Here is a 17,393-nt window from a genome sequence, read left to right on the forward strand (position 1 = left end):
TATGCTAATTATCATTCAGTGAGAATATTCATTTAGAACAGGCGATAAGTGTATTGATGGGAAGAGAAAAACAACACTTCTCAACTTATGAGAAGCAATTAATTTCCATATAAAACAAAACCTCAAAACAACGACCACATAGGTGGATATTTAGAGCGAATAAGACAGGCGGATACACTAGGTTTTAAATTATTACTTTCTCTCTAACGCACTAGGTGTTATACATATATATAACACCATCTCAACCAAGAGATTCACTCATGACTAATTGGCATGATCGCCAACCGATATTTCGACAGTTGGCAGACCAGATCACGCAGCAAATACTGCAAGGTGTCTGGCAAGAAGGCGATGCTCTGCCCTCCGTCCGTAGCATCTCTGCAGATATGAAAATTAACCACCTCACCGTTATGAAAGGCTATCAATTGCTTGTTGATGACGGGCTAGTGGAGAAAAAACGCGGTCAAGGTATGTTTGTCGCTTCAGGAGCAAAGCTCAAATTACTCGCAGACGAGAAGGCACGTTTTCTTCAGCAACAAATTCCGCAGATAGCCGACACAATACAGCGTCTGGATATGTCACTCGACGAATTCATTCAACAACTAAAACCACACTTGAAAGGTGACCAATGAGCGCATTAGTCAGTGTAAACAACGTCTCCAAGCAATATCAGCAACAAGGAGAAGCACTGCATGAAGTGAGTTTCGACCTACATGCAGGACAAGTACTTGGCTTACTCGGCCATAATGGCGCAGGTAAATCAACGCTTATTAATGCCCTACTCGGTGCACATGAATATCAGGGCACTATTCGTATCAACGGATTTGAACCTATTATGCAACGCGACAAGATAATGCAGAGCTTATCCTACATCTCGGATGTCAACGTTCTGCCAGATTGGATGACCGTTGCTCAACTGCTTAACTATACCGAGGGCGTGCATCCAGGGTTCAATCGCGCCCAAGCAGATACGCTACTTCGTCAAACGGACATCAAACCTCGTGCGCGTATCAAATCTTTATCCAAAGGGATGAAGGTGCAATTACACCTCGCGATTGTGATCGCGACCAACACCCAAATCCTCATATTGGATGAACCGACACTCGGGTTAGATCTCGTGTATCGCGAGACGTTTTATCGTCACTTATTGGAATGGTTTCACGACGGCGAGCGCGTGTTGATCATCGCCAGTCATGAAGTATCAGAGATTGAGCACTTGCTGACAGATGTTCTGATTCTTAAGCATGGTCGCCCCGTTCTGCAAACCTCGATGGACAGTATCAGTGAAGACTATTTCATTCTTGAAGCCAACGACGAGCACCGCACACAAATTGAAGCGATGAACCCACTCTCGTCACAAAAAGGCCTCGGTTCAACGAAATGGTTACTCAAAGCCCAGTATGCCCAACAAGCAGAAACAATGGGTTCCATCCATGGGGTGAAGTTAGCGGATCTATTTTTAGCATTGCAGAAGGAGGCAGCGTAATGCGTTCAGTTGTCGCGATGTTGCAAAAAGAGTGGTTAGAAAACCCTCTTGTTTTACGTATTCCACTGTTTGTGTTGGCGTGTGGAGTTATTCTCTTTGTGAGTTTAATGAGTAACGATACTCTACAACACAATATGTTTTTCCAAATGAGCTTTGGTGGCGATGTCAGTGACATTCACAGAGAGCTTGGTGATGACGTCAATATGTTGATTACCGGAGGAGCAGGGCTGCTGTCTATCTTGTTAGCCGTTCAGTACTTCCCAAGAACGCTACGCAAAGAACGGGCGGAAGGCAGCATTATGTTTTGGCGCAGTATGCCTGTCAGTGACATAAAAACCCATTTAGTGAAGCTAGGGTTTGGCTTATTGGTGATTCCGCTCGTCTGCTCGGTGCTCGTACTCGCTGCAAATTTAATGTTGTGGTTGCTGAACATCTCTACTGATCACCAATTGGCTTTATTGTACCGCCAAGCCTCGTTAGGTTACGTGCTGCTGCATTGGGGAGAGTTTTTAATCAGAATGTTGTTCGCCGGTATTCTGCTGTTACCGCTGGCATTAACTGCGATGGCTATTTCACAAAAAGTGAACTCACCACTGGTCATTTTGTTTATCGCCATTTATGCGCTACGTTGGATGCCTATCGCACTTTTTGGTTACTACGGGCTAGATCACTTTTTCTCCGAAGTGCTTTACCTTCCGCTGCACGCCATTATTACACCAAACCCATTCAATACCATTCCTCAAGCGGGTTGGTTAAACGTTGGCATTTACGCCTTCATTGGTATTCTTGGTTGGACAGCTAGCCTCAAGTTCAGCCGAACCATTCAATAATCCGTCGTCCGATAAACGGCCAAAATCGAGCCATAAAAAAACGGTCACAACCTGTGTTGTGACCGTTTTTATTTCGACCTTAGGAGATCATGAACTTAAATTTAACCAAGGAATGAAATGTAACCTTGTAAAATGATTAAGTTAACGATGTCGATAAAGAAAGCCCCCACAATTGGCACCACCATAAATGCCTGCGGCGACGGGCCAAATCGGTTAACGATCGAACCCATGTTCATTACGGCTGTTGGGGTTGCACCCAAGCCAAAACCGCAGTGCCCCCCTGCAATAACCGCAGCATCGTAGTTGCTTCCCATCACTTTGAACGTAACATAGTACGTAAAGATAGCTAAGACGACAGACTGCACAGCTAAAATAACCAAGAATGGAATCGCTAGATCGAAGATATTCCATAACTTCAAGCTCATCAGAGCCATCGCTAAGAACAGAGATAGCGATACCGTACCTAACATATCGACCGTTTCGGCATCTAACTTACGAATCTTGGTCACTTCCAAGAAATTCGTAATGATCACACCAATGAATAGCGCATATACGAAGTCTGGAATCATCAGCCATGAGATTTCATACGTGCTTACCCATTGCTCGACATACTTGGCCCCAGTAACACAGATCAGTAGGAAGAAGAGTTTCTCCACCACTTTTTTCGCCGTTACTTTATCTTCTTCGTATTCATTGTAAGTCACCAACTCCGGGAATTTCTCGTGAGTTTTGGCATCTCGACCACCACGACCATACTCAGACTCTATGCTGTTCTTTTCCACCAGACGCTGCGCTACAGGGCTACCAATGATACCGCCGATGATCAAACCAAAAGTCGCTGATGCCATTGCAATTTCTAAGACGTTATCCAATCCATACACGTCTTGAAAGGTTTGTGACCACGCAGCACCTGTACCATGACCACCAGACAGAGTAATCGAGCCAGCAATTAACCCCATCAAAGGATCTAAACCGAGCGCCGCCGCAAGTGAAACGCCAACGCCGTTTTGTATGATGATGTAAAACGATGCGACAGCTAAGAAGATAAAAACCTTCGCACCTCCTTTCATCAACTGAGTGTAATTTGCGGCCAAACCAACTGTCGCAAAAAACATTAACATAAACGTATTTTGTAATGGCAAGTCGAACTCTAAATCGATGCCGTTGAAATGAAGAGCAGTAATCATGCAGGCCACAATAAGGCCACCTACAATCGGCTCAGGTATGTTGAATTTCTTTAAAATCGGTAGCTTAGCATTAATAAAATGCCCCAGGAAAAGCACACTAATTGCGACCAAGAAGGACTCCAGTGCACCTACAGATATTAAATGATTCATATCGCCTCTTATTATTGTTCTCTTCATTCTCCGTAATGAATGAGTGTTAGTTTAACCTTCGTTCAATAGCAAATTTTCTCGCTTTATTGTTTCGAAAATACTCAAAAAGTTGGTGTAGATGCGCCTTAGGCTAGTTTAAGGGGCGCTCCTTAAGCGATGTGTCAGTTTTTACGCTGTTAGCAAGCCCTTAAATGTGAAAGGAGCTGATACAGCTCCTTCAAATGGCCCCTCGCAATACCTGTGCGTTATCGCTTGGGGTGTTGTGTTGTGAGTAAATTCTGGGTGACACTTTCTGAACCACTTCGGGCTCCCTTACTTAAACAGAATGTGTCAATTACTATCAAACAAAGTTCCTTCCCGTTGTAACCGCTAAACGCCGAGAGCGCGTTCAAAACAATTGGGTTTGCCTGTTCCTGTCGTAGCTTTTCAACTCTGGCTCATGGTGTATAAACGAGCCGAATCCAAGGAAACTCTCAGGCTGCAACAAACGTTTTCGTCACAACGGAGCAGGATTATAACATATCGCTGATAATTTTCTTCAATTCAGTGACATTCACCAACCCCATAGTTAAACCTTGCAATGATTAACTGCCTATTATCATTTTCACAGATAAAAATCGAAGCACAGTTACTCAGTAAGCTTCTTAGAATACGATGCATAGCTAATAACTTCACCGCCGTTCTTATCCAAGAGGTCTTGATAAACGCCCTAGAGAACCAAGCAGCCGAAATATGCGATGTTATCATGATTGCTTTTCGAGACCGACGTCCCGACTTTGGCTAATGAGTACACCCCCAACTATGCATCAGACAAAAACATGTATAATTTTTTATACAAGTTATTCAATAACAAGAGTCCCACATGAACATTCATTCGCTTTGCGCTGCGCTATTACTCAGCATCGTCTCATCAGCTACAGCAGCTGAAAACATTCGTATTCAATATTCTCCCATAGAGACAACTCATGAAAAAATCGCCCAACAATCTATTCAAAGCAGCGATGTAAACACCATCTTTGTTGAGCTGTCTCAGGCCTACTTTCCATTTGATCAAGCTCTCACGCTGGTTTACGGCGGAGAAGATGGTCCAATGTATGATCCTGATACACACACAATATACGTTCCTTACACTTTTTATTTGGAGTCGCTCAATTACTTCTCCAATAATCAGTATGAAGAACGCTTCGGAAAATCCCCAAAAACAGGGGCGCTAGATACGTTATTGCACACTTTACTTCATGAAGCTGGACATGCTTACATCGAAGATCAAAGCATCCCTGTTCTCGGAAAAGAAGAAGATGCGGTCGATAATTTTGCCACTATTTTAATGATTGACTTCCTAGAAGATGGCGCAGATATGGCCATTAGCGCCGCCGACATGTTCGCATTCGAATCCGACGACAGACCGGACTACTACGATTTTGGCGAGTACATTGACGAACACAGCTTTGATTTGCAGCGTTACTTTTCAACGTTATGTTTGGTGTACGGTAGTGATCCTGAGCAATACAAAGCCTTACTCGATGAAGTAGAAAAAGACTACCTGCGTGATCGCAAAGAGTTCTGCCAATTCAATTACGGCAACATTCGCGACAATTGGCTGCATTACTTGCAAAACAATGAACCAAAAGAAAATTCGCCACGTAAAAGCGATTAGAAAATCTCAAATAAGAAGACCGCAATGACAAAACTCACCATATTTTATGACGGAACCTGCCCGCTTTGTGTCAAAGAGATGAAGGCGCTAAAACAACGCGATTCCAAGCAGCACATCAAAACCGTCGATATCTATAGTGATACATTCGCAGATTATCCGCAGATCGATCCTGAACAAGCCAACACCATTTTGCACGCCCTCAACGAAAAGGGGGAGCTTCTGCTTGGGTTGGACGTGACTCATCGTGCGTGGCAATTAGTTGGTCGCTGTTGGCTCTACGCTCCACTGCGTTGGCGCCTCGTTAAACCTGTTGCTGACTGGCTTTACCTCAAATTCGCAAAGAATAGGTATCGCGTCTCATATTGGTTAACAGGGACTTCTCGTTGCAATAGTGGGTCTTGTTCACGTTAATTGTGATCCCGCTTAAAAATGCTACGACCTTCGTCTAGATTTACAAATTTCCAGTACTTCTGATTGAGTAACTCGGTTAATCTCTAAGCATTACAACAATAAGTATTAACACTTTTATCAGGTAAGCTTATTCAGCTTGTCACTTGTAACGCTGCGCCGAGAGAAGGACGTCTCTATGAATCTGACGATCAGAAAACGACTATATATCCTTTCAATAATTCCAATTCTAACTATGGCAATAGGCATGATGTGGTTCACCTACCTACAAACCACTGCCTACAACGAGCACGAGATTGAGCAAACTCGAAGTCGAATGATGGAGATGAAAAAAGCCGAACTCAAAAGTTACGTGCAAATGGCGCGTTCCGCTGTCGAGCCACTACTCGCACAAAATGCCCCACTGGAAGAGGCTCTGCCTATCTTGAAACAACTAGAGTTTGGTCAATCCGGCTACATCTTTGGTTATGATTCAAAAGGCGTTCGCGTCGTGGTGGGTAAAAACACCAAAGGCATCGGGGAAAACTTCTATAACTTGCAGGACAAGAAAGGCAATTACCTGATTCAGGATTTGCTAAAAAATGCCAAAACTGGTGAGTTCACGACTTATTACTTCCCGAAACTCGGTCAGAGTGAAGCACTACCGAAACTCAGCTACTCAGTCTTTATTCCTGAATGGGACTTGATGTTGGGAACGGGTTTCTACACGGACGATATCGACGCCATTGTGGCAGACATGGAAAAAGCCGCACACGAAGATCTCAACACCACACTAACTGCGATAGCCCTGTTTTGTGCCTCGATAACAGCGATAGTTGCAGTCTTTGCCGTATTTGTTAACCGCAGCATCATGAAACCTATTGAGCAGTTTGATGCCTCAATCCACTCTTTCGCACAAGGCGATGCAGATTTAACAGCGCGCATGGAAGAATCTAGCGTGCCGGAGTTCACGCAGCTGAGCCGCAACTTCAATATCTTCGTTGAAAGCCTGCAAGGCATCATCAAGAGTGTTAGCCATGTCGGACAAGAAGTGGTTTCAGAGACCAACGAGATGTCACAGCGTGCATCGCAAGTGGACGAGTTAGCTTCAGGTCAACGTGAAGAAACCGAACAGGTCGCTGCGGCAATGACCGAGATGACAGCAACGGCGCACGAGATTTCAAACAACGCTAACCAAGCAGCGCAATCAGCCAGAGACGCCGATGAAAATTCACAGCAAGCGAAACACATTGTTGATTCCGCAGCAAACTCCGTCGAAGCGCTCGCGCTAGAGGTGTCGGAAGCCAGCACGGTAATTTCTCGTTTAGAGAGCGACGTACAAAACATTTCTTCTTCGCTAGAAGTGATTCAAGACATTGCCGAGCAAACCAACCTATTGGCACTAAACGCAGCCATTGAAGCAGCCCGTGCAGGCGAACAAGGTCGAGGCTTCGCAGTCGTTGCCGATGAGGTTCGTAAACTGGCAAGTCGCACTCAAGACAGCACAGGCGAAATTCACCAAATGATTGAGCAGTTGAAGTCTGGCTCGGATGCAGCAGTGAAAGCCATGGGCTCAAGCCAAGCGCGTGGTGAAGCAACGGTTGAGGAAGCACGAGCTGCCTCTGCCGCACTGCAAGAAATCCAAGCCGCAATTGCTAACATCATGGACATGAACACCCTGATCGCAACAGCAACCGAAGAGCAAAGCCAAGTTGGCCAAGAGATTTCACAACGCATCGAAGTCATCTCTCAACAAAGCAGCCAATCGGCACACCTTGCGAATCAAAACCGCGCAGGTAGTGGCAACCTAAACCACAAAGCTAACGAGCTGTACGACTTGGTCGGTCGCTTTACGGTTTAACGCTTTCCTCACCCATTCTCCATGCAAACAGCGACGCCAAAACGTCGCTGTTTTTATTTCTGCTATCCTCATACGACTTAGCTATAATGCCGCCAACTTAGCACCCATAAGGGCAAACCAGATGATTATTATGACCACCAATTTCGGTGACATCGAGATTGAACTGAACCTAGAACGAGCGCCAGTTAGCTCAAAGAACTTCAAAAAATACTGTGAAGATGGCTTCTACAACGGCACCATTTTCCACCGCGTTATCGATGGCTTTATGATTCAAGGTGGCGGTCACACCGAAGACATGGCAGAAAAGCCAACGCGCGGACCAATCGCGAACGAAGCAAACCGTGGTCTAAAGAACCTTGTTGGCACTATCGCAATGGCGCGTACCGATGCACCGCACTCTGCAACGGCACAGTTCTTCATTAACTTGGAAGACAATGATTTCCTAGACCACACTGCAACTACCAACCTAGGCTGGGGCTACGCCGTGTTTGGTAAAGTGACCGCGGGTATGGATGTCGTAAATCGCATCGCGAAAGTGAAAACTACCTCTAAGTTTGGCCACGATGATGTGCCATGCGATCCAATCATTATCGAGAAAGTGACAGTCAACGAATAAGCCCATTCGCCTCTGCGGAGAAATCGTCGTTATAAAACGAAGAAAGCGCCTAACGTCTTATGATCTAGGCGCTTTTTGTTTTTATGACTCAGCCGATTATACCCAAGTGACTTCAAGATGCAGGATTCAGAGCGTTGTCATTGATTCGAGGTCAAGGAAAACAACGCAGCGTAATAGCCAGCTCTTTCCAAGTTGTTTGACACAGAAGTCGAGCCAATGACACGCTCCCAAAGGGCCCTCTTTACAAATAGTAAGGGTCTTGGATTGTATACTTTGTTGTCGATTCTCGAATTGGGCCCACCAAACCTTTAAATCGCCGCCGCGTCTACAAACCAAGTCATTCTCGCTGAACCTAGCATCTCGAGGTTACTTGGGTATAGTTTGGCTTGTGCCGAAGTTATTGATAGAAAAGCTCAGCTTTGGCTCCAACCAAATCCAGTTCAGAGCCTTGAAAATCAACCAAATATTCAGCAACAAGGTTGTACCCAACCCAATACCCCATGTATTTCGGCCAGCGGCTTTCATCGCTGCCAAGAAAGTAAGCGTCGAAGTTGTAATCTAGGCTGGTCAGCTTGTTTTTCATCTCAGCGTAGAAAGGGCGCCAATCTTGATCTTTGATTTGCTCAAACAAGCTCGGAGTGACGCCGCCATTCACCTTACGTTCGAAGTGACAAGCTAACCCTTCCATAATTAGTACATCACCAAGAGCAACGCCACTCTCTCCCGCTCGCATACGGAACAGGTGATGCAACTCATGCGCTAACACCGCAGCCAGTTCTTTCTCAATAACGTTTTTAATATCAGCACGTTGAGTATCAAGCAGAATCTCTACACGATAGGCACTTAAGCAATAGCCACCAATCCCCGTCTGCGGTACATCATTGCGATCAAACGGGCTAATGGTGAGGTCAATGTTACTTAAATCAAAGTAACTAGAAAGTTGTGAGCTCAGATCATCAAGTTTCTGATGCAAATACTCAGAGATTGAAGACAGTTCTCCCGTCGCATTTAACAGGGTTACGCGATAACTCATTTATCTTCCTTGATAATGTGGGTTAAGAGCAGCGAGTTTACAGTGTAAAGAGTGAGCAGTTCTAGCGATTACATCCCTTTGAACAAACTTTGAGATGCACGGCTCACAGGGAGCTTGTTTTCTCCAACGTGCACAAACATTCTGCCAGCAAAGTCTTTGTTTACTTTGCTAATTTTGCACACTTGCACCACGCTTGAACGGTGCACTTGCCAGAACTGTTCTGGGTTAAGCTGCCCTATCAACTCTTTCAACGATGTACGAATCAAATACTCCTGCACTTTGCCTTGTCCTTGTTGGGCATACACAGAAACGTATTTTTCTTCCGCTTTGAAATACAGCACATCAGACGTGGCGATCAGATGAATGTCTTCCCCTTGCGTCGCTTTGATCCACTGAAGATATTGCGGTGTTTGTGGCGCGGATAATTGCTGCAACTGTTCTAACAGGCTGCTCATCTGCACATTACTGCTTTCTTGCTCTCGCTTAGCAAGGCGTGCTTTCACTCTTTCACACGTCGTCAGGAGGCGCTCATCCGAGATAGGCTTGAGCAAATAATCGGCGGCATTTTGCTCAAAAGCTTTGATGGCGTAATCATCGTACGCGGTGACAAACACAATCAAAGGTGGATTGGCGAATTGATTGAGTTTTTGCGCTAATGTCATGCCATCCAAAACTGGCATACGAATATCGAGAAACGCAATATCAGGTTGACTTTGCTCAATGGCTTGCAACGCTTGTTCACCATCGGCGACTTTGGCTATCACCTCTAGCTCTGGCCACACTTCAGCTAGGCTTTTATCAAGATGACGCCTCAATAACGGTTCATCATCAGCAATAATGGCAGTAAACCCTGTATTCATTCCTTTCTTCCTTGATTACGATTCCATTGGCCAGCGCAAGCGAACACAAACGCCACCCTGAGCTGACTCACTGATAGAAACCTCTCCTTGACCTGCGAACAAAGCTTCAACTCGCTGCTTGAGATTACTTAGACCCACGCCAGACCCCATGTGCCCACTCACGTGATTCAAGCCAACACCTGTGTCTCTGACTTCAATCTTCAAGTTCTGTTGTTCGCGCTTAATGAGTAAGCTGACTTCGCCACCTTCTCGCTTCGGTTCAATACCATGGATGATGGCGTTTTCGATTAAAGGTTGGAGCATCATCGGCGGTAACTCGGTTCTGCCTAGTCCCTCTTCAACCTCAATCTTGTAGCTGAGTCGGTCACCTAAACGGGTTTGTTGGATGCTTAAGTAAGCCTCAAGTAACGCCGTTTCATTGTCTATGGTGGTGTGTTCTTCGCGTGAGCTTTTTAGCGTTGCTCGCAGCAGCGCGGTTAACTGTTCTAGCATCAGCTTGGCTTTATCGACATCTTGCGACATGAGCGCGCTGATATTCGCCAAGGTATTGAATAGAAAATGCGGTTCAATCTGGCTTTGCATCTGCTTAAGCTGACTCAGCAAGAGCGCACGATCTTGCTCTGCTTTCTCGCGCTTGATGGCTTCCAACTCTCGTTGAGCGATCGCATGTTGCTCGCGTGAGTAGAAATAGAAAAAGCACATGGCACTGAATAACAACCCCATGAGTCCAACCGATAGCATACCTGAGATGCCGAAATATTCTCCGAGCCAAAACTCGGCGTTTACCACACCGAACAATAAGCAAGCCGTCAGCGAGATAGCCACTTCCGCCAAACGAGGAATGGTAGGAAACAGGCGGTCGACAAGCCATGAGAAGAATATAGCCGAATAGCCAAATCCAAAACTCACCATAACATGAACGTAAAATGAGCCGCCCCAAACAGAAAGCGTCATTGCTGCGATAAAGAGACAAAATGCCGTGGTCACTAATAAGCTACGCGACCATCCACTTTTCACCACTGATTTTGCTGAACACATTTAGAATTTCCCTTTGATGTTAAATACAATCATATGCTTATCATTGATTTGTGCGTAAGCAGATTGGTCGTCTCCGGTTAAAAAGCGTGCGGCAACTTCCACTTCTACACTTTGATCGCCGGTATCAATCCATTGGTAGTTAAGCCACTGCGTGACAATCACACCACCATCTTGTGGCGCCAACATCACATCCAACGTAGGGGTTACATCACTTAGCCAGCCCATATCCGCTTTACCGTTCCATGCAGCCCACGCTTCCAAATCCCAACTCCAGTGCAGCATTACGTTATGCTGAACGATATTGGCATGCTGAAACCCTTGGGCGTAGCTTGTCGCAAGTAGAGCGCTGCTAGCCAACAGAGAGTTGTTAGGATCAGGGATCTGAGAGAGTAATTCGCCACGCCCTATTGCTTGTTGCCATTCGCTTTTCGACCATGCACGACTGTCGTACCAATATTCAGCAATCACGTTGTGCCCGACTTGGTTTGCCCAATTCAACCCAATTAAGGCTTGGAATGCGCTGCCCTGCTTCTCAACCGAAACGGGTTGGTAAAGATCATCCTGCTGAAACTGATAGCCGACACTTTGCTTTTGCCACAGCATGGAACCGTGCATGGCGATGGATTCATCCCACACCGCAATGGCACTGGCGCCAAGCAAACCTCGGCGCACATCATCGTAATAACCAATAAGTTGATACTCGGTGTCACCCACCAGCGCATAACAACGAATACCAACACCTTGCTGCTCTGCGGCTTGATCAAGAGCACTCTGGTCTTGTTGCCCCCAGCTTGAATCGGTCGCAATGACGGTCCATTCGCCGGCCATATCGTAGTGTGAAAGTGAAAACACACCCGCACCTTCTTCTGCTACTAAGCCAACAGGATTTTGTCGATAAGGCTTAAACAGATCCAAAGGTCGGTAGCCATAACCCACGCCCCAATCCACGCGTAACTTACCCAAACTCACATCAAGAGTGGTATCACCGACTTGCCACTCCCCTAGCCAAGCCAGCTCTCTAATCAACAGTTGGTTATCAGCTTCACTCCACCAATCACTCTCTCCTTGTTGATTGAGGTACAAACCTTGGCTGTACAGTGCGAACAAGCCACTGAAGTTTTGATAGTTCACTTGCACATCCAACAGTGCATTAAGTGAATCACGAGAACTGCCCTGCGCCTGCATAAATGCGCTGTCACGCTGCTTGGCAGTTTCGTAACTGACAGCCCAATCCCACTCAAAACTCAGCTCATCATTGGCAAAAACTGGGGCTGCTGCGCCCACACACAACGACGCAGCAATCAACAAACTGGTGCTTTTGTTAAGGTTAGGCTGGTGCGATTTCATGTGACTTCCTTGCTCGTTTTCATGGTTCTATTTAAGGAGTTCAGGCTAAAGCTGAGTCGTATTGGCTTTCGGCAAATAGCTTGGGTTGTAGAACTTGTTGTCCAGCTGCCAAGGCACGATCTCTTGATACTCGATAACGGTCTTTTTGCTCGGCTGAATGCTATCAAGCAAGGTCATCTCACTGACGTAGTCTTCGCCATTGTCGCTTGCACGTCCGTATTGCGCTTGCTTGGCGAGTTTGCCAGAGCGCAAGTAGAGATCAGCTTTAATTGGAAACGCATCTTGCTCAGACAACCATAAGTCGATCTTCTGATAACTCGCCCCTTTGGTTTTCGCGGTTAAAGCAAGATGATAAGCCGCGACACTTTCCCCGTTCACCGAAACGGTTTCTGTCGCTTTCCATTCACCTTGATAATCTTGGCTCCACGTCAGGGTTGAGATGTCGCCGATAGACGCTTCCCCAAGCAACTTCTGCATTGGCGTAATGCGAATCGGGCGGCGGCTCTTTGGCATTTGCAGCCAGTAGTTGTCGCCCATCATCAGCATCTTTTGCCCAGCTTCGACTGCTGATTTGAACACCACCAGCGATTCACGATTTGGACGCGTGTACACATGGTAAAGGCGGGTTTTATCTAATTCTTGGTCTTGATATAAGCGCACCAGTGACACCACTTTGGAGGAATCATCTTGCAAGCGGTAGCTATCGGCTTTTTCAATCAATTGCGCAACTTGCTGTGCATCTAACGCTGTTTCATTCGCACTGGCATTCATGCTTGCCATGCCGCTTACCGTCAGCAGTGCCATTGGTAATAGTGATTTGAAATTAAACATAAATCAGAGCCTCCGTAATTGGCTTGTTCACCCCTTTGCGTGCCGAGAAAAACGCTGCAACCAAACAAATCATCAATACTGCGAATCCAGCGACAGCCACCAGCTCCCAAGAGAAGTAAATCGTTAATGGGTAACCTTCTGTGCGTCCTGGCGGTGGCGGCATTTGCACATCCACGACCATCAGTAAAATGGTGACTAGCGCCGTAAACAAAGCGCCGATTAAGCTGCCAATCACCGCAAGTAACCCGGCTTCGCGCAAGAACCCAGCAATGATTTCGCGAGGGTAGCTACCAAGAGCTGACAAGGTGCCGATTTCACGTGTACGCTCGGTGACCGACATGGTCATGGTGTTGAACAGGGCGACAAAGACTACCAACGCCATTACTGCGCCCATGATGCCGAAGATGCGGTCGTACAAATCTTTCACTTTGAGATAGAAGAACGCGCGCTCTTGCCAAGGCGTAATCTCAATATCTTGGTCGCCAAAGTTCTGCTTTTGCTTACTCAAAACCGAAGCCACTTGTTGCTCGACTTGGTTAGTTAAACTGGTATCGAACAGGAAGACAGATAACGCACTGACTTTGTCTGAACCGAGCAGCGATTGCGCGCTGTTGATGTGCACGTACAGCTGGCGTTTATCAAGCTCAGGCACGCCTGTTGAGTAGATGCCTCGTACTTTGAAGTCATACGCATTCAATGCGCCATCGGTAGTGGTCGCCAGCAAGGTAATCCAATCGCCAACGTGCACGCTTAGGTTGTTCGCCAAATCAGCGCCGAGCATCACCTCTGGCTCTGCAGGGTCATAACGCGATGCATGAATGTTGGACAGCGTTTGCCCTTCACGCACGTCCAAAAACGGTCCTTTCATATCGAATTCGCGTTCGTTAACGCCAATACCGATAAAGATCGACGACTTGTTGCCGTTGGAAATCAAACCACTGAACTCAACTCGAGGCTGCACACCTCGCACTTCATTCAACCCAATCAATTGCTTGGTGATGTCGTCCGCATGAGTTAACCCATTACTCAGCGGCATCTCTTCTTCTTTGGCGAAGTAACCCTGTGTGGTTAACGTCAGATGCCCCGTGTCACGTGCTGTCGATTCTTTCAAACTGTCGTAGGTGTAAAGACCAAAACCACCCGCACTGGTTAACGCAAACACGGCAATGGCGATGATCAGCATCGACAACAAACTGCGGCGGCGATTGCGTTGCAGGTTCAACCAAGCAAGGCGAACGGAAACTGGAATTAGCTTGCCCATGAAACCTCCTCCACACTTGCGTGCGTTTGGGTAATCTTGCCGTCCACCAACTCAATGGTGCGGTCACAACGGGATGCCATGCGAGGGTCGTGAGTGGCGACGATAAAAGTGGTGCCAAGCTCGTGTCCGAGCCCTTTCATAATGTCGATGACCTTATTGGCAGTTTGGCTATCAAGACTTGCGGTTGGCTCATCAGCAATCACCAATGCTGGTTTGTGCACTAAGGCGCGTGCAATTGCCACACGCTGCTGCTGGCCGCCAGACAGGTTATCGGGCATGTGATGAATAAACTCACTCAAGCCAACGTGTTCTAGCATTTGTGTGGCGAGCTCGGTTTGTTCTGCTTTTGAAAAACCATTGAGGTGTAGCGGATAAGCCACGTTCTCTAACGCTGTCATCACGGGGACAAGATTGAATTTTTGGAACACAAAGCCAAGCTTTTCACGGCGCATTTTCGCAGCTTGCATTTGTCCGGTTGGATATGGGCTGCCTGCAAATGTCACCTGACCTTGGTATTGAGTATCCAGCATGCCAAGCACATTAAGTAAGGTGCTTTTGCCTGAGCCCGACGGTCCACACAATGCCACCATTTCGCCGGCAAATACTTCACCAGACACGTCTCGCAATGCACGCACGGTTTGGCTGCCAAGGGCGTAATCGCGACTAAGTTGATTAAAAACGATCATGACGCCTCCCTAATATTTCGCTAGCAACGCTTTCGCGGTTTGCGTTTCTAGATTGCTGTCGCCCAATTGCTCCATTTGCGCTAACCATGTTTTGGCTTGTTGGACATCTTCAGCGCGTAGTGCTGCTTCAATGGCGTAGCGATAAATCCACGAAGTAGCCGCGAAAGGTTGTTGGCTAAAACTCGGTTCATCGAGCAATGAAAGGTACAGCTCGTAGCCACGCTCAAAGTGATTGAACATATCAGGTAGAGAGGTAAACGTAGTGGCTGCCATGGCGGTGGCTAATTGGTATTCCGGCAAACCTTGTAAGCGTTGTTGCTCTTGCAGTGGTACTGGCTGATTCGCCATTAAATCCAAACCTTTTTGGATTGTGGCAAGACCGCGCTCGGTGAACTTCATCTTGTTCCAAGGCATAAACGCCTCACGACCTTGCAACGTTTCAGCACTGCCTAAGTAAACCAAGGTCACTGGCGTTGCGCCTTGCTCTTCGAGTTGTTTGGATAATTCGCCGTAAACGGTATCAACTAAGCCAGAGTCACCTTGCGCTGCTTGGTTGAATTGACTGAGTGTGCGCTCGCTTGGATTAGCCAGAGCCAAATTGCTGCTAAGTGCAAATGCGGCGATAAACGTACTTGCCAGTTTAAGAGCTTTGATTGAGCGAGATTGAGAAACCATCATGTACTGTCCTTAGTGGAACGTGATTTGATGGTTTCAGATTAAGGGAGAAGGTCGCACGCTGCTTTTGCATGCGACCAATGGCAATTATGCGGAGTGAATGGTATTGAGAGAGGATGAATGACATTCACTTAAACAGAAAATACAATTCCGTTCATTCGTAACGCTACATTTTTACGGCAGTCACAATAAAAACACTGGCTTAAAATCTGAGGCTAGTGTATTTATCCATCCCACAACTACCCATAACAGACAGTGCGCACTCTCCTTTCTTACACACCTTTGCATGGTGTCTGTTGTTTCGAAATCGAGATTCTTAGCATCGGAATAGTTTGAACTCTTCGAGTTTTAGTTGTTTTCGCACTCAAAATAGGTGCGTTATTAGGTCGTTGAAAATGAATAAGCGTTATTTCCCAAGAGTTGATTTACCACTGCTCATGGCGATCATTCCGATCATGCTGTTAAGTTCGCTCACTCTCTGGAGTGCCAGTAGCTTTAATGAGGCGATGCTCTTCAAACATTTGGCGCGCTGCGGACTGACATTAGTTTGTATCTTGGTCATGTCCTCGATTCCAGCGTCCAGCTATCAGCGCTCAGCTCCATATCTCTACATTATTGCGGTTGCTCTGCTACTTGCTGTCGCTTTATTTGGTGATAGCACCAATGGCTCTCAACGTTGGCTCGATATCGGCTTCTTCCGCTTTCAACCGTCTGAGCTAATCAAACTTTCCATTCCAATCATGATCGCCTGGATGCTGCATATTGAAGGAGGTCGACCAGACAGTCGGAAAATTGCGTTTTGCTTACTTATTGCAATGATTCCTGCCGGGTTAATCGCGCTACAACCGGATTTAGACGGTGCAGTTTTTACCATCATTTATGCATTGTTCGTTTTGTTTTTGGCTGGCATGAGCTGGAAAATAATCTGCGGGTTTATTGCGAGCATTTTAACGTTAGCACCTATTTTATGGTTCTTCGTTATGGAAACCTATCAAAAGATCCGTGTAACACAGTTCTTGCACCCTGAGTCCGATCCACTGGGTTCGGGCTACCAAATCATCCAATCTTTGATTGCGATTGGCTCAGGCGGTATGAAAGGCAAAGGTTGGATGAATGCTACGCAAGGAACACTTGGCTTTATTCCAGAAAGTCATACGGACTTTATTTTTTCGACCTATGCGGAAGAATGGGGCTTTGTTGGCAGTTTAGTCTTACTCGCATTGTACTTGTTTATTACTGCACGCGTTATGTTGCTTGCATGTCAGTCTGACCACTTTTTTAGTCGGCTGGTAAGTGGCGCATTAGCGATGAGCTTTTTTCTGTATGCTTTTATCAATACGGGCATGGTGAGTGGCTTGTTGCCAGTAATGGGTAGCCCACTTCCCTTCTTTAGCTATGGCGGCACGGCGATGCTAACTCAAGGTAGCAGTTTTGGTGTAATCATGTCGCTGTGTTATTCCAAATATCGTAACGTATAGCTCTGCTTGA

At 46.4% G+C, this 17,393-nt stretch carries 17 protein-coding genes; 8 read left to right on the plus strand and 9 right to left on the minus strand.

Translation table 11 applies throughout. From position 1 onward, the window contains the following. Nucleotides 1-260: 260 nt before the first annotated feature. Genes KJB35_RS02655 through KJB35_RS02665 form a run of 3 tightly spaced genes read left to right on the plus strand, consistent with a single transcriptional unit; the run spans nt 261 to nt 2,316 of the window. Nucleotides 261-632 (plus strand): GntR family transcriptional regulator, encoded by a 372-nt coding sequence (locus KJB35_RS02655; RefSeq protein WP_005374444.1) that lies wholly within the window; start codon nt 261-263, stop codon nt 630-632. Continuing rightward, nucleotides 629-1,486 (plus strand): ABC transporter ATP-binding protein, encoded by an 858-nt coding sequence (locus KJB35_RS02660; protein WP_005383221.1) that lies wholly within the window; start codon nt 629-631, stop codon nt 1,484-1,486. Before KJB35_RS02655 ends, KJB35_RS02660 begins: the two co-directional genes overlap by 4 nt. After that, nucleotides 1,486-2,316 (plus strand): membrane protein, encoded by an 831-nt coding sequence (locus KJB35_RS02665; protein WP_017633815.1) that lies wholly within the window; start codon nt 1,486-1,488, stop codon nt 2,314-2,316. Before KJB35_RS02660 ends, KJB35_RS02665 begins: the two co-directional genes overlap by 1 nt. Nucleotides 2,317-2,417: 101 nt before the next feature. Here the strand turns inward: KJB35_RS02665 and gltS are convergent, their stop codons facing one another. After that, complete coding sequence (gltS, locus tag KJB35_RS02670) at nt 2,418-3,653, minus strand: sodium/glutamate symporter (RefSeq protein WP_005374448.1); 1,236 nt, start codon at nt 3,651-3,653, stop codon at nt 2,418-2,420. A gap of 862 nt (nt 3,654-4,515) precedes the next feature. Here gltS and KJB35_RS02675 point away from each other — a divergent pair. The 4 genes from KJB35_RS02675 to KJB35_RS02690 all read left to right on the plus strand — a co-directional run bounded on the left by KJB35_RS02675 (nt 4,516) and on the right by KJB35_RS02690 (nt 8,174). Next, a complete protein-coding gene (locus KJB35_RS02675; RefSeq protein ID WP_053303983.1) occupies nt 4,516-5,310 on the plus strand; it encodes a DUF4344 domain-containing metallopeptidase in 795 nt (264 codons plus the stop codon). 24 nt (nt 5,311-5,334) lie between these two features. Next, complete coding sequence (locus tag KJB35_RS02680; protein ID WP_213907514.1) at nt 5,335-5,721, plus strand: thiol-disulfide oxidoreductase DCC family protein; 387 nt, start codon at nt 5,335-5,337, stop codon at nt 5,719-5,721. Between the two features lie 175 nt (nt 5,722-5,896). Continuing rightward, complete coding sequence (locus tag KJB35_RS02685) at nt 5,897-7,558, plus strand: methyl-accepting chemotaxis protein (RefSeq protein WP_053303981.1); 1,662 nt, start codon at nt 5,897-5,899, stop codon at nt 7,556-7,558. A gap of 121 nt (nt 7,559-7,679) precedes the next feature. Continuing rightward, nucleotides 7,680-8,174 (plus strand): peptidylprolyl isomerase, encoded by a 495-nt coding sequence (locus KJB35_RS02690; protein ID WP_213907515.1) that lies wholly within the window; start codon nt 7,680-7,682, stop codon nt 8,172-8,174. Nucleotides 8,175-8,571: 397 nt separating this feature from the next. On the opposite strand, the gene KJB35_RS02695 is transcribed toward KJB35_RS02690, so the two are convergent. The 8 genes from KJB35_RS02695 to KJB35_RS02730 form a co-directional block, all read right to left on the minus strand. Further along, entirely contained in the window at nt 8,572-9,207 is a 636-nt protein-coding gene (locus KJB35_RS02695; protein ID WP_213907516.1) for a DUF2268 domain-containing putative Zn-dependent protease, read from the minus strand. Nucleotides 9,208-9,275: 68 nt separating this feature from the next. Further along, entirely contained in the window at nt 9,276-10,067 is a 792-nt protein-coding gene (locus KJB35_RS02700) for a LytTR family DNA-binding domain-containing protein (protein ID WP_191116171.1), read from the minus strand. Nucleotides 10,068-10,082: 15 nt separating this feature from the next. Then, nucleotides 10,083-11,105 (minus strand): sensor histidine kinase, encoded by a 1,023-nt coding sequence (locus KJB35_RS02705; protein WP_191116172.1) that lies wholly within the window; start codon nt 11,103-11,105, stop codon nt 10,083-10,085. Beyond that, entirely contained in the window at nt 11,106-12,452 is a 1,347-nt protein-coding gene (locus KJB35_RS02710; protein WP_213907517.1) for a hypothetical protein, read from the minus strand. 45 nt (nt 12,453-12,497) lie between these two features. Further along, a complete protein-coding gene (locus tag KJB35_RS02715; protein ID WP_213899997.1) occupies nt 12,498-13,283 on the minus strand; it encodes an outer membrane lipoprotein-sorting protein in 786 nt (261 codons plus the stop codon). After that, nucleotides 13,276-14,544, minus strand: coding sequence for an ABC transporter permease (locus KJB35_RS02720; protein ID WP_213899996.1), 1,269 nt, complete (start codon nt 14,542-14,544; stop codon nt 13,276-13,278). Before KJB35_RS02720 ends, KJB35_RS02715 begins: the two co-directional genes overlap by 8 nt. After that, nucleotides 14,532-15,230: an ABC transporter ATP-binding protein gene (locus KJB35_RS02725; RefSeq protein WP_213907518.1), complete on the minus strand. Its 699-nt coding sequence runs from the start codon at nt 15,228-15,230 to the stop codon at nt 14,532-14,534. Before KJB35_RS02725 ends, KJB35_RS02720 begins: the two co-directional genes overlap by 13 nt. A gap of 9 nt (nt 15,231-15,239) precedes the next feature. Then, complete coding sequence (locus KJB35_RS02730; RefSeq protein ID WP_017189795.1) at nt 15,240-15,908, minus strand: hypothetical protein; 669 nt, start codon at nt 15,906-15,908, stop codon at nt 15,240-15,242. 392 nt (nt 15,909-16,300) lie between these two features. Between KJB35_RS02730 and rodA the strand changes: the two genes are divergently transcribed. After that, a complete protein-coding gene (gene rodA / locus KJB35_RS02735; protein WP_213907519.1) occupies nt 16,301-17,383 on the plus strand; it encodes a rod shape-determining protein RodA in 1,083 nt (360 codons plus the stop codon). The last annotated feature ends 10 nt before the right edge of the window (nt 17,384-17,393 follow it).

The sequence above is a fragment of the Vibrio sp. D431a genome, assembly GCF_030248655.1.
Classification (GTDB): Bacteria; Pseudomonadota; Gammaproteobacteria; order Enterobacterales; family Vibrionaceae; genus Vibrio; species Vibrio alginolyticus.

What these genes read in the sequence shown, in the direction of transcription:
- KJB35_RS02655 (WP_005374444.1), top strand. Translation starts at nt 261, where the DNA reads ATGACTAATTGGCATGATCGCCAACCGATATTTCGACAGTTGGCAGAC.
- KJB35_RS02660 (WP_005383221.1), top strand. Translation starts at nt 629, where the DNA reads ATGAGCGCATTAGTCAGTGTAAACAACGTCTCCAAGCAATATCAGCAA.
- KJB35_RS02665 (WP_017633815.1), top strand. Translation starts at nt 1,486, where the DNA reads ATGCGTTCAGTTGTCGCGATGTTGCAAAAAGAGTGGTTAGAAAACCCT.
- gltS (WP_005374448.1), bottom strand. Translation starts at nt 3,653, where the DNA reads ATGAATCATTTAATATCTGTAGGTGCACTGGAGTCCTTCTTGGTCGCA.
- KJB35_RS02675 (WP_053303983.1), top strand. Translation starts at nt 4,516, where the DNA reads ATGAACATTCATTCGCTTTGCGCTGCGCTATTACTCAGCATCGTCTCA.
- KJB35_RS02680 (WP_213907514.1), top strand. Translation starts at nt 5,335, where the DNA reads ATGACAAAACTCACCATATTTTATGACGGAACCTGCCCGCTTTGTGTC.
- KJB35_RS02685 (WP_053303981.1), top strand. Translation starts at nt 5,897, where the DNA reads ATGAATCTGACGATCAGAAAACGACTATATATCCTTTCAATAATTCCA.
- KJB35_RS02690 (WP_213907515.1), top strand. Translation starts at nt 7,680, where the DNA reads ATGATTATTATGACCACCAATTTCGGTGACATCGAGATTGAACTGAAC.
- KJB35_RS02695 (WP_213907516.1), bottom strand. Translation starts at nt 9,207, where the DNA reads ATGAGTTATCGCGTAACCCTGTTAAATGCGACGGGAGAACTGTCTTCA.
- KJB35_RS02700 (WP_191116171.1), bottom strand. Translation starts at nt 10,067, where the DNA reads ATGAATACAGGGTTTACTGCCATTATTGCTGATGATGAACCGTTATTG.
- KJB35_RS02705 (WP_191116172.1), bottom strand. Translation starts at nt 11,105, where the DNA reads ATGTGTTCAGCAAAATCAGTGGTGAAAAGTGGATGGTCGCGTAGCTTA.
- KJB35_RS02710 (WP_213907517.1), bottom strand. Translation starts at nt 12,452, where the DNA reads ATGAAATCGCACCAGCCTAACCTTAACAAAAGCACCAGTTTGTTGATT.
- KJB35_RS02715 (WP_213899997.1), bottom strand. Translation starts at nt 13,283, where the DNA reads ATGTTTAATTTCAAATCACTATTACCAATGGCACTGCTGACGGTAAGC.
- KJB35_RS02720 (WP_213899996.1), bottom strand. Translation starts at nt 14,544, where the DNA reads ATGGGCAAGCTAATTCCAGTTTCCGTTCGCCTTGCTTGGTTGAACCTG.
- KJB35_RS02725 (WP_213907518.1), bottom strand. Translation starts at nt 15,230, where the DNA reads ATGATCGTTTTTAATCAACTTAGTCGCGATTACGCCCTTGGCAGCCAA.
- KJB35_RS02730 (WP_017189795.1), bottom strand. Translation starts at nt 15,908, where the DNA reads ATGATGGTTTCTCAATCTCGCTCAATCAAAGCTCTTAAACTGGCAAGT.
- rodA (WP_213907519.1), top strand. Translation starts at nt 16,301, where the DNA reads ATGAATAAGCGTTATTTCCCAAGAGTTGATTTACCACTGCTCATGGCG.